General features: G+C 57.2%; 16 protein-coding genes and 1 other annotated feature. Of the genes, 14 read left to right on the top strand and 2 right to left on the bottom strand.

All coding sequences use genetic code 11. From position 1 onward, the window contains the following. Positions 1-11 precede the first annotated feature (11 nt). The 3 genes from ACJ8HB_RS00490 to ACJ8HB_RS00480 all read left to right on the top strand — a co-directional run bounded on the left by ACJ8HB_RS00490 (position 12) and on the right by ACJ8HB_RS00480 (position 4,174). The gene (locus tag ACJ8HB_RS00490) at positions 12-1,349 is read left to right on the top strand and encodes a c-type cytochrome (RefSeq protein ID WP_033638319.1); all 1,338 of its coding nucleotides are present in this window, start codon (positions 12-14) and stop codon (positions 1,347-1,349) included. Between the two features lie 257 nt (positions 1,350-1,606). Further along, entirely contained in the window at positions 1,607-2,890 is a 1,284-nt protein-coding gene (locus tag ACJ8HB_RS00485; protein ID WP_033638320.1) for a serine/threonine protein kinase, read from the top strand. Positions 2,891-3,040: 150 nt separating this feature from the next. Further along, positions 3,041-4,174 carry an ABC transporter substrate-binding protein gene (locus tag ACJ8HB_RS00480; RefSeq protein ID WP_060424286.1) on the top strand — a complete coding sequence of 378 codons (1,134 nt, stop codon included), beginning with the start codon at positions 3,041-3,043 and terminating at the stop codon, positions 4,172-4,174. 36 nt (positions 4,175-4,210) lie between these two features. Here ACJ8HB_RS00480 and ACJ8HB_RS00475 read toward each other — a convergent pair whose 3' ends face one another. Continuing rightward, positions 4,211-4,900 carry a MarC family NAAT transporter gene (locus tag ACJ8HB_RS00475; RefSeq protein WP_033653915.1) on the bottom strand — a complete coding sequence of 230 codons (690 nt, stop codon included), beginning with the start codon at positions 4,898-4,900 and terminating at the stop codon, positions 4,211-4,213. Positions 4,901-5,419: 519 nt separating this feature from the next. On the opposite strand from ACJ8HB_RS00475, the gene ACJ8HB_RS00470 reads away from it, so the two are divergent. From ACJ8HB_RS00470 to ihfA, 10 genes are all read left to right on the top strand, one after another. Then, positions 5,420-6,469, top strand: a complete 1,050-nt coding sequence (locus ACJ8HB_RS00470) for a CAP-Gly protein (RefSeq protein WP_060419224.1) — start codon at positions 5,420-5,422, stop codon at positions 6,467-6,469. A gap of 239 nt (positions 6,470-6,708) precedes the next feature. Then, a complete protein-coding gene (locus ACJ8HB_RS00465) occupies positions 6,709-7,332 on the top strand; it encodes a hypothetical protein (RefSeq protein WP_094859802.1) in 624 nt (207 codons plus the stop codon). Positions 7,333-7,547: 215 nt separating this feature from the next. After that, on the top strand, positions 7,548-9,476 hold the full coding sequence (gene thrS / locus ACJ8HB_RS00460; RefSeq protein WP_025159696.1) for a threonine--tRNA ligase: 1,929 nt from the start codon (positions 7,548-7,550) through the stop codon (positions 9,474-9,476). Positions 9,477-9,479: 3 nt separating this feature from the next. Further along, the gene (gene infC, locus ACJ8HB_RS00455; RefSeq protein WP_048233542.1) at positions 9,480-10,031 is read left to right on the top strand and encodes a translation initiation factor IF-3; all 552 of its coding nucleotides are present in this window, start codon (positions 9,480-9,482) and stop codon (positions 10,029-10,031) included. 98 nt (positions 10,032-10,129) lie between these two features. Then, positions 10,130-10,327, top strand: coding sequence for a 50S ribosomal protein L35 (rpmI, locus tag ACJ8HB_RS00450; protein ID WP_004931418.1), 198 nt, complete (start codon positions 10,130-10,132; stop codon positions 10,325-10,327). A 43-nt stretch (positions 10,328-10,370) separates the two neighbouring features. Next, positions 10,371-10,727: a 50S ribosomal protein L20 gene (gene rplT / locus ACJ8HB_RS00445; protein ID WP_004931417.1), complete on the top strand. Its 357-nt coding sequence runs from the start codon at positions 10,371-10,373 to the stop codon at positions 10,725-10,727. Positions 10,728-10,840: 113 nt separating this feature from the next. Further along, positions 10,841-10,963: a sequence feature (Phe leader region), on the top strand. After that, positions 10,845-10,889 (top strand): pheST operon leader peptide PheM, encoded by a 45-nt coding sequence (gene pheM / locus ACJ8HB_RS00440; protein ID WP_121626058.1) that lies wholly within the window; start codon positions 10,845-10,847, stop codon positions 10,887-10,889. (Overlaps the previous feature by 45 nt.) A 172-nt stretch (positions 10,964-11,135) precedes the next feature. Continuing rightward, the gene (gene pheS / locus ACJ8HB_RS00435) at positions 11,136-12,119 is read left to right on the top strand and encodes a phenylalanine--tRNA ligase subunit alpha (protein ID WP_004931416.1); all 984 of its coding nucleotides are present in this window, start codon (positions 11,136-11,138) and stop codon (positions 12,117-12,119) included. 14 nt (positions 12,120-12,133) lie between these two features. Next, positions 12,134-14,521, top strand: a complete 2,388-nt coding sequence (gene pheT / locus ACJ8HB_RS00430; RefSeq protein WP_047567827.1) for a phenylalanine--tRNA ligase subunit beta — start codon at positions 12,134-12,136, stop codon at positions 14,519-14,521. 4 nt (positions 14,522-14,525) lie between these two features. Continuing rightward, the gene (ihfA, locus tag ACJ8HB_RS00425; RefSeq protein ID WP_004931414.1) at positions 14,526-14,822 is read left to right on the top strand and encodes an integration host factor subunit alpha; all 297 of its coding nucleotides are present in this window, start codon (positions 14,526-14,528) and stop codon (positions 14,820-14,822) included. A 185-nt stretch (positions 14,823-15,007) separates the two neighbouring features. Here the strand turns inward: ihfA and ACJ8HB_RS00420 are convergent, their stop codons facing one another. Beyond that, positions 15,008-15,139, bottom strand: a complete 132-nt coding sequence (locus ACJ8HB_RS00420; RefSeq protein ID WP_255171081.1) for a hypothetical protein — start codon at positions 15,137-15,139, stop codon at positions 15,008-15,010. Positions 15,140-15,371: 232 nt separating this feature from the next. Here ACJ8HB_RS00420 and ACJ8HB_RS00415 point away from each other — a divergent pair, with 232 nt between their 5' ends. After that, a complete protein-coding gene (locus ACJ8HB_RS00415) occupies positions 15,372-15,788 on the top strand; it encodes a DUF2502 domain-containing protein (protein ID WP_033638328.1) in 417 nt (138 codons plus the stop codon). Positions 15,789-15,899: the final 111 nt, after the last annotated feature.

The raw sequence follows: 15,899 nt of genomic DNA, 5'->3' as shown, positions 1-15,899 counted from the left end.
GACGGCGAACGATGAAAGCATTTGTACCGGCACTGGTTCTCAGTGCAGTGAGTTTTTCCGTTTGGGCGCAGGACGCCACCGTCAGCAGCGAGCTGATCAAGCGCGGTGAATACCTGGCGCGCGCCGGCGACTGCGTGGCCTGCCACACCGACGGCAAGAGCGGCAAAACCTTCGCCGGCGGCCTGGCGATGGAGACGCCGATCGGCACCATCTACTCCACCAACATCACGCCGGACAAGAAAACCGGCATCGGCGATTACAGCTTCGAGGATTTCGACAACGCGGTGCGTAAGGGCGTAGCCAAAAACGGCAGCACCCTGTATCCGGCGATGCCGTACCCGTCGTTCGCGCTGGTGAAAGAAGACGACATGCGCGCCATGTATGCCTATTTCATGCACGGCGTGCAGCCGGTGGAGCAGGCCAACAAGGATTCCGACATCCCGTGGCCGCTGTCGATGCGCTGGCCGCTGAGCATCTGGCGCGGCATGTTCGCGCCGTCGCCGGCGGACTTCGTCGCCGACGCCAAGGCCGATCCGATCATCGAGCGCGGCCGCTACCTGGTGGAAGGCCTGGGCCACTGCGGCGCCTGCCATACCCCGCGCAGCATCACCATGCAGGAAAAAGCGCTGAGCAACAGCGAAAGCGACGATTACCTGTCCGGCAGCAACGCGCCGATCGACGGCTGGGTGGCTTCCAGCCTGCGCGGTGATAACAAGGACGGCCTGGGCAGTTGGAGCGAAGCCGAGCTGACCGAGTTCCTGAAAACCGGCCGTAACGACAAGGCGATCGTATTCGGCGGCATGAGCGACGTGGTGGAGCACAGCCTGCAATACCTGAGCGATGACGATCTGACCGCTATCGCACGCTACCTGAAATCGTTGCCGCCGAAAGACGGCAAGCAGCAGGCGGCGCCGGTCGAAGACAGCGTGGCCAAGGATCTGTGGCGCGGCGACGACAGCAAGCCCGGCGCGGCGCTGTATGTCGATAACTGCGCGGCCTGCCACCGCACTGACGGGGTGGGCTACAAGCGCGCCTTCCCATCGCTGAAGGGCAATCCGGTGGTGCAGACCGAGGACGCGACCTCGCTGATCCACATCGTGCTGACCGGCAATACCACGCCGGCGGTGCAGGGGGCGGTGTCCAACATCACCATGCCGCCGTTCGGCTGGCGTCTGAACGATCAGCAGGTGGCGGACGTGGTGAACTTCATCCGCACCAGCTGGGGCAACAGCGCCAAACCGGTGAGCGCCTCCGACGTGGCCGACGTGCGTAAAGACCGCTCGATGATCCGCGACGAGAAGGAGATGGGCAGCGCCGAGGTGCCGGACCATCCGGACGCGAAGAAGTAAACCGTTTAAGGGCTCCGCAAGGGGCCCTTAGTTTTTACTGGGTGCGCCGGTTTTTTCAGCATTTTCTGTTCGCAAATCGTTCGTTCGGCCGATAAAACATAGACCCGCAACGGATTTTTCATTATCCTTTGCCGTCCTTTCATCAGGCGCAAGTATGAAATATCGCTTTAATTCACTGATTATTATTAAAAAATTCGCGGAGAAGGATATCCCGTTAGGCGCAATCGTTGGCGCCGCAGATTAAGGTAGACTGTCTCATGAGTACGATTTCTCCCGATTCAGGCACGCTGACGGCCGCTCAGCCCGCCAAATGGAACAAAACCGACACCGTCTGGATGTTCGGTCTCTATGCCACCGCGGTGGGCGCCGGCACGCTGTTCTTGCCGATCAACGCCGGCCTGAACGGCCCGCTGGTGCTGCTGTTGATGGCGCTGTTCGCTTTCCCGCTGACCTATTTGCCGCACCGCGCGCTCAGCCGCTTCGTGCTTTCCGGCTCCAGCCGCGACGGCAATATTCACGATGTGGTGGTCGAACACTTCGGCGTACTGGCCGGCAAAATCATCATGATGCTGTATCTGATGGCGTTTTTCCCGATCGTGCTGGTGTACAGCATTTCGATCACCAATGCGCTGGACAGCTTCCTGATCCACCAGTTCCACGTGGCGCCGCTGCCGCGCATCTGGCTGAGCCTGGCGGTGGTGGTGGTGCTCAATCTGGTGCTGCTGCGCGGCAAAGACAGCATCGTGGCGGCGATGGGCATGCTGGTGTTCCCGCTGTTGGTGTTCCTGATGGGCATTTCGCTGTACCTGATGCCGAGCTGGAATACCGCCAATTTCGTTCACGGCCTGGCCGCCACCCGCTTCGACACGCCGGGGCTGTGGCATTCGCTGTGGCTGGCGGTGCCGGTGATGGTGTTTTCCTTCAGCCATGCGCCGATCATCTCTTCCTTCGCCTCGACCCAGAAGAGCCTGTATGGCGATAAGGCGGAACGCCGCTGCGCGCGCATCATGCGCTACAGCTATGTGCTGATCTGCGTCACCGTGCTGTTCTTCGTGTTCAGCTGCGTGCTGAGTTTGTCCCATGAAGACATGCAGCAGGCGAAAGATCAGAACATCACGGTGCTGACCACCCTGGCCAACAAGTTTTCCAACCCGCTGATCGCCTATCTCGGCCCGGTGATGGCGATGCTGGCAATGGCGAAATCCTATCTCGGCACCTCGCTGGGGGTCACGGAGGGGGCGACCAGCCTGATCGACGGCGTCACGCGCGCGGTCGGCAAACCGCTCAGCTCGCGCATGACGCACCGCATCTCGGCGGTTTCGCTGTTCCTGCTCACCTGGGCGGCGACGGTGTGGAACCCCAGCGCGCTGCACATCATCGAAACCATCAGCGGCCCGCTGATTGCAGCTATCCTGTTTATCCTGCCGATGTACGCGGTGCGCGCGGTGCCGGCGATGCGCAAATACCGCGCGGCGAGCAACGTCTTCGTGCTGGTGATGGGCCTGATCGCGCTGTCGGCGCTGATTTACGGCCTGGTGTGATCCCCTGGGCGCGCCGCCTTCGGCGCGCCTCTCAATCCTGCGTTACACATCCCTTTGCAATTAATCGTCGGGTTGCCGGGCGTTATCTTTGATAATGCAAGCCATTCTCATTAGTATTTCCTGATTGCGTTCATGACTAAGGAGTCTTTCGTGCACCGTCGAATCACTTTGCCGGCGCTGATTTGCGCCGCCTTACTCGCCTCTCCGGCGATGGCCACCACCTATCCGCTGACCCTGACCGACACCTCCGGCCAGACGCTCACCCTCCAGCAAGAACCGAAACGTATCGTGGTGCAGGACGGGCGCGACATTCTCACGCTGGCGCTGCTCGATCGCGCCAACCCGTTCGGCCGGCTGGTGGCCTGGAATAACCTGCTGAAGAAAAGCGACGCGGCGACCTGGGATATCTTGCAGAGCAAATGGCCGGCGGCGAAAAACATCATCGATATGGGATTCAGCGACAAAGGTGAAGTGAATCTGGAGAGCGTGATCGCCAAGCGGCCCGATCTGATGATCGCCCAGCTGCGTTCCAAACCTTCGCTGAGCCAAACCGGCGTGCTGGATAAGCTTAAGGCGCTGAATGTGCCGGTGCTGTTTATCGACACCATGCTCAAGCCGGTGGAAAACACGCCGAAAAGCGTGACGCTGCTGGGGGAAACCCTCAACCGGGAAAGTGAAGCCAAGCAATATACCGATTATTATCAGCAGCATTATCAGGCCATTCTGGCCAAGACGCAGGCGGTGGAACCCAAGCCGCTGGTGTTCTTTGAAGCCAAGGCCGGCCTGAACGGGCTGGAGTCCTGCTGCTTCACCCATGCGCACGTCGGCTGGGGCGCGTTGGTGGAAGCGGTCGGCGCGCGCAACATCGGCTCTGCGCTGTTGCCGGGCGCGACCGGCGACGTGGCGCTGGAAAAGGTGATCGCCATGAAACCGGATGCCTACATCGTTTCCGGCTCGCAGTGGGCCAGCAAGACCAACGCCGCGGTGCCGTTCGGCTATGGCGTCACGCAACAGCAGGTGGATGAGGCTTTCAATCGCATGAAACAGCGCCCGGGCTTCGCGCAGGTGTCGGCGGTGAAAGAAGGGCGGTTCTACGGCATCTACCATAACTTCTACAACCATCCGTACAACATTGTCGGGCTGGAGTATCTGGCGAAGTTTATCTATCCGGCGCAGTTCCCGGATCTGGAGCCGGCCAAGACCTACAGTGAGATCCTCAGCCGCTTTACCGAAGTGCCGGAAGGCAAGGGCATTTTGGGCGCGCAGGCGCCGGCGGGGAAATAACGGCAACGGGCGCGATGACGCGCCCGTTTTTGATCTTTAAGCGGCGGCCGGCGTATAGGTGGAGATGATCTCCAGCACGCCGTTGATGATGAACTGCACGCCCATGCACACCAGCAGGAAGCCCATCAGGCGCGAGATCGCCTCGATGCCGCTTTTCCCCACCAAGCGCATGATGGCGCCGGAACTGAGCAGGCAGCCCCACAGGATCACCGCGACCGTCAGGAAGATGGCGACCGGCGCCACCGCCAGCACCCAGGGTTCAAAACCCAGCGTGTTATCTTTGACGCTCGACGCTGAGCTGATGATCATCGCGATGGTGCCCGGCCCGGCGGTGCTCGGCATGGCGAGCGGCACGAAGGCGATGTTGGCCGAGGTCTTATGGCGCAGCTCGTGCGACTTGCTCTCCACCTCCGGCGCCTCATCGGCGCTTTGTTGCGGGAACAACATGCGGAAACCGATGAAGGCGACGATCAGGCCGCCGGCGATGCGCAGGCCGGGGATCGAAATGCCGAAGGTGTTCATCACCACCTGGCCGGCGTAAAACGCCACCGTCATGATGCAGAACACATAAACCGAGGCCATCAGCGACTGCTGATTACGCTCTTCGCGCGTCATATTGCCGGACAACCCGAGCAGCAACGCCACCGTGGTCAGCGGGTTGGCCAGCGGCAACAGCAGCACCAAACCCAGTCCGATGGCCTGGAATAACTGCAAAATACCCGTCATAAAAGAGACTCCCTGTGCAACGTTCAAGCCGCCACGCGGCGGCCCATGAGCTGAACAGCCTAGCCTGCCGTGCGCCTGGCGGCAATGGGGATAGCTCGTAACGTTAATTAACCGTCGGCCGGCGTTCATCACTGCCGTTGCACTCGCCGGCGAGCTCCGGTTCATCCTCACACCCCAGCGGTGCTTTGTTGCCCGCAATCGCCCGCGGCGCTGAACGCGAGCCAAAATACACCCGCCTATACAGCGTCGCTAATACCGCGCATAGCACGACGAGGACTGCGAGTAACCGGTTCATATTATGAGCTCAAGACCTGTTCACCAGTGAATAACGTAAGGATAGTGATGCCAAGACGCTCTGTCAGCGTGTTGTCGCCGAGAGTAGGCACGTCCGTGCTGTAATTATTATTAATTATTTTTAACTGTTTTTACCATTTAAGCGCTTAAGAGATTAAACACTTCTATACTGGTAAGGCTTTGTGGCATTTCTTTATAATCGAAAAGCTTAAAAGGAGTTTTACTATGGAAGTGGCAAAAGAATGGGTAGCGGCGAAAAAAATCTCCTGGGGCAGCGTCATTGGTGGTGTTATCACCGTATTGGCTGTTTCACTGTTGCTGTCGACGTTGGGCACCAGCCTTGGATTTTCCATCGTGGATCCGACGTCAGACGATCCAATCAATGGAGCCGGTACCACCGTAGTGATTTGGTCCGCTGTTTCAATCATTATTAGCTTGGCTGCCGGCGCTTTTATTGCCGGACGTTTGGCTGCTAATGACGGCCTTATTCATGGCTTCCTGGTATGGGCTACGTCACTGATTGTGGCGGCGGTGCTGGGCGGGATGCTGGTCGGGTCTGCAGTGAAGGCCACCGGCAATGCGCTGGGTGCTATCGCTTCGACCTCTGGCAGCTTGCTCTCCGGTGCCGGTTCAGCGATTGGCAAAGGGGCAGCCGGGTTAGCGGACGTGGGTGGCAAGGTGTTTGACAAGTTGGGTATAGACACCACGTTGGAACCTGAACAGCTGCATGGTGATGTGGTTACGGCGCTTAAAAAAAGTGGTATTCCGTCATTGCAGCCTGAATTCATGCAGCAACAGTTGAATGCGGCCAAGACTGATTTGGCAGACGCAGTAAAAGCCCTGGCACTTCAGCCCGACAATAGCGATGCGATTATTAAGCAACTGGTCGACAAGCTTAAAAAACATGGTGAGGCCATCTCGCAAGATGTGGATCAAGACACACTGAAAAAAGCGCTGGTTGAAAATACCAATATGACGCCGCAGGAAGTAGACCAGACTGTGAAGAATTTGGTCGACGCCAAAAATAAAACTGCGCAGCTGGTTAATCAGCGTTTGGATGAAGCCGAAGCAAAAATCAATCAGGCAAAACAGGAGTATGCTGAGCTGAAACAGAAAGCGCGCGAACAGGCTGCCGCGGCTGCGGACGAATTGTCTCGGGCTGCCCTGTGGTCATTCTTTGCGTTGTTGATTGGCGCAGTGGTCAGTGCATTAGCAGGCTTGTGGGGCGTTAACACCAATGCCCGACGTGTAACCGTATCATCTCCGCAGGCGTAATCTCCAGGCTCGTTTGCGCGTCTCGATGATATAGGGATGAGAGCCTGAAATACCGACGACGATGAAATGACAGCCAGGAAAGACTGGCGCTTACCCCGGCCATGTGCCGGGGTTTTTATTGTTTGCGGCGTGATTAATGACCACCTTAATCGCTGTGTAGGGTATTAGGCATCAATTGCCACGATCCCTGGGGACAGGTGGATAACATAGATGCGCTGTAAATAATAATGAGTGTGATTATGAAACAAGAACTGCATATTTTGCTGGGGAAAGCCGTTGCCTTTCTGCTCTACTGCGCTTTTTTGGCGGCCTTGGTCGGCCTGGTATTTATCGACGTACACTGGCTGCATAATTTCGTGCATGAAACCTCGCTGACCGAAGCGGCGCAGGAGCTGTTGCTGCTCGCCATCTCCGGCGGTTTCTTCGCCGTGGCCCGGCGGCAGGCTGAACGCCGCTCCGCCTGGATGCTGGTCGGCGGTTTCTTTCTCTGCATGCTGATCCGCGAGATGGATTTCGCCTTCGATGCGCTGTGGCACGGCGCCTGGGTGTGGTTCGCGCTGGCGGTAGCCTTGGCCTGCCTGGTGCATGCAGCGCGGCACATCGCGGCGGCGGTGCGCGGCCTGGCCTATTTCGTGACGCATCCCGCCTACGGCATGATGTGCGCCGGCCTGCTGTGCATTTTGGTGTTTTCACGCCTGTTCGGCATGAGCGCGCTGTGGCAAACGCTGATGCTGGACGGCTACAACCGGGTGGTGAAAAACATGGTGGAAGAGGGTTGCGAACTGCTGGGCTACGGCCTGTGCCTGCTGGCCACCCTCAGCTACATGAAAACCGTTTTTGCGCCGGCTGACGCGAAAGCGTGAGGGCGGCGCTTTATTTATCCGGAACAATTTTAGTGATACTATTCGCTTAGCCGAATGTGGCTGAGAAGGTATGCGTTCCATTCTGTATACCCAGTGAGGTTTCAATCTGGCAATTGTGGGCGAGATCTGAAACCTGGCTGACCAAACCCAAAATCCAATTTTCGTACTGCATGTGATCTGTCGTGTGGGTCACCACTGTAGATAAGGAATTATTAATGCCTGTTATTACCCTTCCTGACGGTAGTCAGCGTCATTTCGATCACCCCGTTTCCCCGATGGATGTCGCGCGCGATATCGGCCCTGGCCTGGCGAAAGCCTGTATCGCCGGCCGCGTCAACGGCGAGCTGGTCGACGCCGGCGATCTGATCGAATCGGATGCGCAGCTGGCCATCATCACCATCAAAGATGAGGACGGCCTGGAAATCATGCGCCACTCCTGTGCTCACCTGCTGGGTCATGCGATCAAGCAGCTGTGGCCGGATACCAAAATGGCGATCGGTCCGGTGATCGACAACGGTTTCTATTATGACGTGGATATCGACCGCACCCTGACGCAGGAAGACCTGGATCTGCTGGAAAAGCGGATGCACGAGTTGGCCGATAAGGATTACGACGTCATCAAGAAGAAGGTCAGCTGGCAAGAAGCCCGCGACACCTTCGCTGAGCGCGGCGAAATCTACAAAGTGGCGATCCTGGATGAGAACATCAGCCATGACGATCGTCCTGGCCTGTACCACCACGAAGAATACGTCGACATGTGCCGCGGCCCGCACGTGCCGAACATGCGTTTCTGCCACCATTTCAAGCTGCAGAAAACCTCCGGCGCTTACTGGCGCGGCGACAGCAAAAACAAAATGCTGCAGCGTATCTACGGTACCGCCTGGGCAGACAAGAAGCAGTTGAACGCCTACCTGCAACGCCTGGAAGAAGCGGCCAAGCGCGATCACCGCAAGATCGGCAAGCAGCTCGACCTGTATCATATGCAGGAAGAAGCGCCGGGCATGGTGTTCTGGCACAACGACGGTTGGACCATCTTCCGCGAGCTGGAAGCCTTCGTGCGTATGAAGCTCAAAGAGTACCAGTACCAGGAAGTGAAAGGTCCGTTCATGATGGACCGCGTGCTGTGGGAAAAAACCGGCCACTGGGAAAACTACAAAGACGCCATGTTCACCACCGCGTCGGAAAACCGCGAATATTGCATCAAGCCGATGAACTGCCCGGGCCACGTGCAGATCTTCAACCAGGGCCTGAAGTCGTACCGCGATTTGCCGCTGCGCATGGGCGAGTTCGGCAGCTGCCACCGCAACGAGCCATCGGGTTCCCTGCACGGCCTGATGCGCGTGCGCGGCTTCACGCAGGATGACGCCCACATCTTCTGTACGGAAGAACAGGTGCGCGCTGAAGTGAACGAATGCATCCGCATGGTGTATGACGTGTACGGCACTTTCGGCTTCGACAAGATCGCCGTCAAGCTGTCCACTCGCCCGGAAAAACGCATCGGCACCGACGACATGTGGACCCGTGCGGAAGAAGACCTGGCCGCCGCGCTGACCGAGAACGGCATTCCGTTTGAATATCAGCCGGGTGAGGGCGCCTTCTACGGACCGAAAATTGAATTTACCCTGCATGATTGTTTGGATCGCGCATGGCAATGTGGTACCGTGCAGCTCGATTTCTTCTTGCCGGGCCGTTTGGGCGCTTCGTATGTTGGCGAAAACAACGATCGCGTCGTGCCGGTAATGATTCACCGCGCCATTTTGGGCTCCATGGAACGTTTCATCGGTATCCTGACCGAAGAATACGCCGGGTTCTACCCGACCTGGATCGCTCCGGTGCAGGTGGTGGTGATGAATATCACCGACAGCCAGTCTGATTACGTCCAGCAATTGACCAAAAAACTGCAGGATGCAGGCATTCGCGTGAAAGCGGACTTGAGAAATGAGAAGATTGGCTTTAAAATTCGCGAACATACTTTACGTCGAGTCCCTTACATGTTGGTGTGCGGCGACAAAGAGGTCGAAGCAGGCAAAGTTGCCGTTCGTACCCGCCGTGGCAAAGACCTGGGAAGCCTGGACGTAAACGAAGTCGTAGACAAGCTGCTGAAAGAGATTCGCAGCCGTAGTCTTCATCAACTGGAGGAATAAAGTATTAAAGGCGGAAAACGAGTTCAACCGGCGCGTCCTAATCGCATTAACAGAGAAATTCGCGCGCAAGAAGTTCGCCTAACCGGCGTCGATGGCGAGCAGATTGGTATTGTCAGTCTGAATGAAGCTCTTGAAAAAGCTGAGGAAGCGGGCGTTGATTTAGTAGAAATCAGCCCAAATGCCGAACCGCCAGTTTGCCGAATCATGGATTACGGCAAATTCCTCTACGAGAAGAGCAAGTCGACGAAAGAACAGAAGAAGAAGCAAAAAGTTATCCAGGTCAAGGAAATCAAATTCCGTCCTGGCACCGATGATGGCGACTATCAGGTCAAACTACGCAACCTGATTCGCTTTCTGGAAGATGGCGATAAAGCCAAAATCACCCTGCGTTTCCGCGGGCGTGAGATGGCGCACCAGCAGATCGGTATGGAAGTGCTTAACCGCGTCCGTAAAGACCTGTGTGAAGATATGGATCTGGCAGTGGTCGAATCCTTCCCTACGAAGATCGAAGGCCGCCAGATGATTATGGTGCTCGCTCCTAAGAAGAAACAGTAAGGCTTACAAGTAATGGAACCCGCGCGGCGCTTGCGCTGTGTGGGTTTTATTCGCCCAACTGATTCGTTGTTTAACAATGCGAAGTGGATTTAATTAAAATGCCAAAGATTAAAACTGTACGTGGTGCAGCCAAGCGCTTCAAAAAAACCGGCAGCGGTGGTTTTAAGCGTAAACATGCCAACCTGCGTCATATTCTGACCAAAAAAGCAACCAAGCGTAAACGTCACCTGCGTCCGAAAGGCATGGTGTCTAAAAACGATCTGGTCCTGGTTACCGCGTGCCTGCCGTACGCATAAGCCATTTTTTTTGAATTTAGAATAAGACTTTAGGAGAGAGCATATGGCTCGCGTAAAACGTGGTGTAATTGCACGCGCACGTCACAAGAAAATTATGAAGCAGGCGAAAGGCTACTACGGTGCCCGTTCGCGCGTATATCGTGTTGCCTTCCAGGCAGTAATCAAAGCAGGCCAGTATGCTTACCGTGACCGTCGTCAACGTAAGCGTCAGTTCCGTCAGCTGTGGATTGCACGTATCAACGCAGCTGCTCGTCAGAACGGTCTGTCTTACAGCAAGTTCATCAACGGCTTGAAAAAAGCGTCGATCGAAATTGACCGTAAGATCCTGGCTGACATCGCAGTCTTCGACAAAGTGGCCTTCGGCGCACTGGTTGAGAAAGCGAAAGCAGCTCTGGCGTAAGTCAGTAGAAGAGGGAGCTTGCTCCCTCTTTTAATCTTTGTTTTCAGCGACAAATATTGACTTTCATTGTCCGCAGCTATATCACTGGTGGGCAATCATCGACAAGGTACCGCAATCATGCACGCAGCTATTTTTCGTTTCTTTTTTTACTTTAGCGCCTGATTTCAGGAGGCTTTGCGCGTAAGAAAAGAAACGAAAAGTAGCGCCTAAGCCTCCCTCGTGGAGGCTTTTTTGTTTTTGGCCATCGTCCCGCCTTGCAACGCGTTGCGGTGAGTATGGCTGGCGTTCAGCTCAGGTGAGCCGCCCGGCCGGCAACGCATTGAAAAGTCTTTGAAGATTGCTCAAAGGCGTGTTCGAATATAGATAACAATTACTTAGGGCCATCCCGGCCAGAGGAAGAGGAAAGCAATGCCACATCTCGCAGAGCTGGTTGCCAATGCCAAGGCAGCCGTAGAAGATGCCCAGGATGTTGCCGCGTTAGATTTGGTGCGCGTCGAATATTTTGGCAAGAAAGGTCATTTCACCTTGCAGATGCAGTCTCTGCGCGACGTCCCGGCGGAAGATCGTCCGGCGGCCGGCGCGGTGATCAACCAGGCCAAGCAGGAGGTGCAAGACGCCCTGAACGCGCGTAAGAACGCGCTGGAAAGCGCTGCGCTGAACGCGCGCCTGGCGGCTGAAACCATCGACGTCTCCCTGCCGGGCCGTCGCATGGAAAACGGCGGTCTGCATCCGGTGACCCGCACCATCGACCGTATCGAAACCTTCTTCGGCGAGCTGGGCTTCTCCGTTGCCACCGGCCCGGAGATTGAAGACGATTACCACAACTTCGACGCGCTGAACATTCCGGGGCATCACCCGGCGCGCGCCGACCACGATACCTTCTGGTTCGACGCCACGCGCCTGCTGCGCACCCAGACTTCCGGCGTGCAGATCCGCACCATGAAGAACCAGCAGCCGCCGATCCGCATCATTGCGCCGGGCCGCGTTTATCGTAACGACTACGATCAGACGCACACCCCGATGTTCCATCAGATGGAAGGGCTGATCGTCGATAAAGACATCAGTTTCACCAATCTGAAGGGCACGCTGCACGATTTCCTGAACAACTTCTTTGAAGAAGACCTGCAGGTTCGTTTCCGCCCGTCCTACTTCCCGTTCACCGAGCCGTCCGCTGAAGTGGACGTGATGGGCAAGAACGGCAAATGGCTGGAAGTGCTGGGCTGCGGCATGGTGCATCCGAACGTGCTGCGCAACGTGGGCATCGATCCGGAAGTTTACTCCGGCTTCGCCTTCGGTATGGGCATGGAGCGCCTGACAATGCTGCGTTACGGCGTCACCGATCTGCGCGCATTCTTCGAAAACGATCTGCGTTTCCTCAAACAGTTTAAGTAAGGCGGGAATATCACATGAAATTCAGTGAACTCTGGTTGCGCGAGTGGGTAAACCCGGCCATCAGCAGCGAAGCATTATCCGATCAAATCACCATGGCCGGCCTGGAAGTGGACGGCGTGGATCCGGTTGCCGGCGCGTTTAACGGCGTCGTCGTGGGCGAGGTGGTCGAGTGCGGTCAACATCCGAACGCCGACAAACTGCGCGTCACCAAGGTTAACGTAGGCGGCGATCGCCTGCTCGACATCGTCTGCGGCGCGCCAAACTGCCGTACCGGCCTGAAAGTGGCGGTCGCCACCGTGGGCGCGGTGCTGCCGGGCGACTTCAAAATCAAGGCCGCCAAACTGCGCGGCGAACCTTCGGAAGGCATGCTGTGCTCGTTCTCCGAGCTGGGCATTTCCGACGATCATGACGGCATCATCGAGCTGCCGCTGGATGCGCCGATCGGCACCGACATCCGTGACTACCTGAAACTGAACGACAACACCATCGAGATCAGCGTCACGCCAAACCGCGCCGACTGCCTGGGCATCATCGGCGTCGCGCGCGACGTGGGCGTACTGAACCAGGTTGCGCTGACCGAGCCGGACATGAGCCCGGTGGCCGCCACCATCGACGCCACGCTGCCGATCCGCGTTGACGCGCCGCAGGCGTGCCCACGCTATCTGGGGCGCGTGGTGAAAGGCATCGACGTCAAGGCGCCAAGCCCGCTGTGGATGCGTGAAAAACTGCGTCGTTGCGGCATCCGTTCTATCGATGCCGTGGTAGACGTCACCAACTATGTGCTGCTGGAGCTTGGCCAGCCGATGCACGCTTTCGATCTGGGCCGCATCGACGGCGGCATCGTGGTGCGCATGGCGGAAGAAGGGGAAACCCTGACGCTGCTGGACGGCAACGAAGCCAAACTGAGCGCCGACACCTTAGTGATCGCCGATCATCAAAAAGCGTTGGCGATGGGCGGCATCTTCGGCGGCGAGCATTCCGGCGTCAACGGGGAAACTCAGGACGTGCTGCTGGAATGCGCCTTCTTCAGCCCGCTGTCGATCACCGGCCGCGCACGCCGTCACGGCCTGCACACCGATGCGTCTCACCGCTATGAGCGCGGCGTCGATCCGGCGCTGCAGTACAAAGCGATGGAGCGCGCCACGCGCCTGCTGCTCGACATCTGCGGCGGCCAGGCCGGCCCGGTTATCGACGTAACCCACGAAAACGAACTGCCGAAGCGCGCCACCATCACGCTGCGCCGTGAGAAGCTGGATCGTCTGATCGGCCACGTGGTGCCGAGCGAGCAGGTCAGCGACATTCTGCGCCGCCTGGGCTGCCAGGTGACCGAGCAGGGCGACAGCTGGCAAGCGGTCGCGCCGAGCTGGCGTTTCGATATGGAAATCGAAGAGGATCTGGTGGAAGAAGTGGCGCGCGTTTACGGCTACGACAACATCCCGGATGTGCCGGTGCGCGCCGATCTGGTGATGACCCAGCATCGCGAAGCCGATCTGACGCTCAAGCGCGTGAAGACCATGCTGGTCGATCACGGCTACCAGGAAGCGATCACCTACAGCTTCGTCGATCCGAAAGTGCAGGCGCTGCTGCACCCGAATGAAGAAGCGCTGATCCTGCCGAGCCCGATTTCGGTCGAGATGTCGGCGATGCGCCTGTCGTTGTGGACCGGTTTGCTGTCCGCGGTGGTGTATAACCAGAACCGTCAGCAGACGCGTCTGCGCCTGTTCGAAAGCGGCCTGCGCTTTGTGCCTGATAGTGCGGCAGATCTGGGTATTCGTCAGGACGTCATGCTGGCAGGCGTGATCGCCGGCCATACGCACGATGAGCATTGGGATCTGGCGCGCAAGCCCGTCGACTTCTATGATTTAAAAGGGGATCTGGAGTCTGTCCTCGAACTGACCGGTAAATTATCCGAAATTCAGTTCCGGGCGGAAGCCAATCCGGCCCTGCATCCAGGGCAGAGTGCGGCGATTTATTTGCACGGCGAACGCGTAGGTTTCATCGGTGTGATTCACCCGGAACTTGAACGTAAACTGGATCTTAACGGCCGCACCGTGGTGTTTGAACTGGAGTGGAACAAGCTTGCGAGCCGCGCCGTGCCTCAGGCGCGGGAGATTTCGCGCTTCCCGGCAAACCGCCGTGATATCGCCGTTGTGGTGGCTGAAAACGTCCCCGCAGAAGATATTTTGGCCGAGTGTAAGAAAGTTGGCGCAAATCAGGTAGTTGGCGTAAACTTGTTTGACGTGTACCGTGGCAAGGGCGTGGCAGAAGGTGACAAGAGCCTGGCTATCAGTCTGGTATTGCAGGATACCGCTCGTACACTGGAAGAAGAGGAGATAGCCGCTACCGTTGCAAAATGCGTAGAGGCTCTAAAACAGCGATTCCAAGCATCCTTGAGGGATTGAACCTATGGCGCTTACTAAAGCTGAAATGTCAGAACACCTGTTTGAGAAGCTTGGGCTTAGCAAACGGGACGCCAAAGACCTGGTGGAACTGTTCTTTGAAGAGGTCCGTCGGGCCCTTGAGAATGGCGAACAGGTAAAACTGTCGGGTTTTGGCAACTTTGATCTGCGTGACAAGAACCAACGTCCGGGGCGTAACCCGAAGACCGGCGAAGACATTCCGATTACGGCGCGCCGCGTGGTGACCTTCCGTCCGGGGCAGAAGCTGAAAAGCCGGGTAGAAAACGCCAGCCCGAAAGGGTGAGTGACGTGTGATATCAAAAAAGGCCGCTTGCGCGGCCTTTTTCTTTTTGAGGATAAAATTCAGTTTATTCCTAATGGGCAATGTAAGAATTAAAATCCTGCGTTCAAACGCTACGGCGGAAGTTTATTTAAGCTCGATTTCGGAATATTCTTAACTCTTATTTGGTGAGTGGCATTGTTTTCGCTTCAATAACGGCCGTGATAATGGCCAGGGCCATCGCCACGGTGGCCGCCGCCCCAGTGCGGGCCCCAGCAGCAGGCGCTGAGGCTTGCTGTCAGGGCCACAACGGCCAGCAGGCTGCCTATACGTTTAGTCATCTTATTATCCTCCGATGGAAATTCGCTTAATTATAATTGCCACGCCGCTTGAGAGCCGTCAGTTATTCGTTAAGCCTTGTCAGCGGTTATGATAATTAAAGGCGAGGGCAAACAGTGTAGGGATTGTGTAAGGCCGTCGAAAACAATCTGAAAATAGGCATCGGTGAGATAGTGGTTAAATAAACGCGCTGATATAACCACTGCAGCAAGAAAAATAGAGTGAGAAGGCAAAATGAAAAAGATCCTGTTGCTGGTGTGTTTCCCGCTGTTGCTGCCGCTGGCGGCGCAGGCCGATGTCTCTGTCGATATCAATGTGCCGGGCGTTTCTCTGCATCTGGGGGATCAGGACCGTCGCGGCTACTACTGGGATGGTTACGACTGGCGTCCACCGCAGTGGTGGCATGCGCATCAGGGCCGCGGTCTGGGTGAGCGCAATGCGCGCGGCATGTACTGGGACGGCGGCCGCTGGCAGCCATCGCCGCCGCGTGGCTATGATCACCGTGAGCCGGCACGCAGCGGCAATCCGTTCCGCGGCGATCGCGATAATCGCGACCACGAGCGCAATCATGACGATCGCGGTGCCTCCGACCGCCGCGATGACGGCCGCGGCCAGCCTTATCCACCGGGCAACGCCGGCCCGCATCGTTAACCCTGAGTTTATCGGCGGCTGGTTTTGCCATCATCGTTGCGATGACGGGCAAGGCCAGCCGCTGCTTTCCTGCGCCATCATCCACGCAAGGCTTCCCCTTGCGGCGTTAAC

Origin of the sequence: Serratia sp. CY27727 (genome assembly GCF_052169275.1) — a bacterium.
GTDB classification, from domain to species: Bacteria; Pseudomonadota; Gammaproteobacteria; order Enterobacterales; family Enterobacteriaceae; genus Serratia; species Serratia sarumanii.
This window is presented reverse-complemented; position numbering and strand designations above follow the sequence as displayed.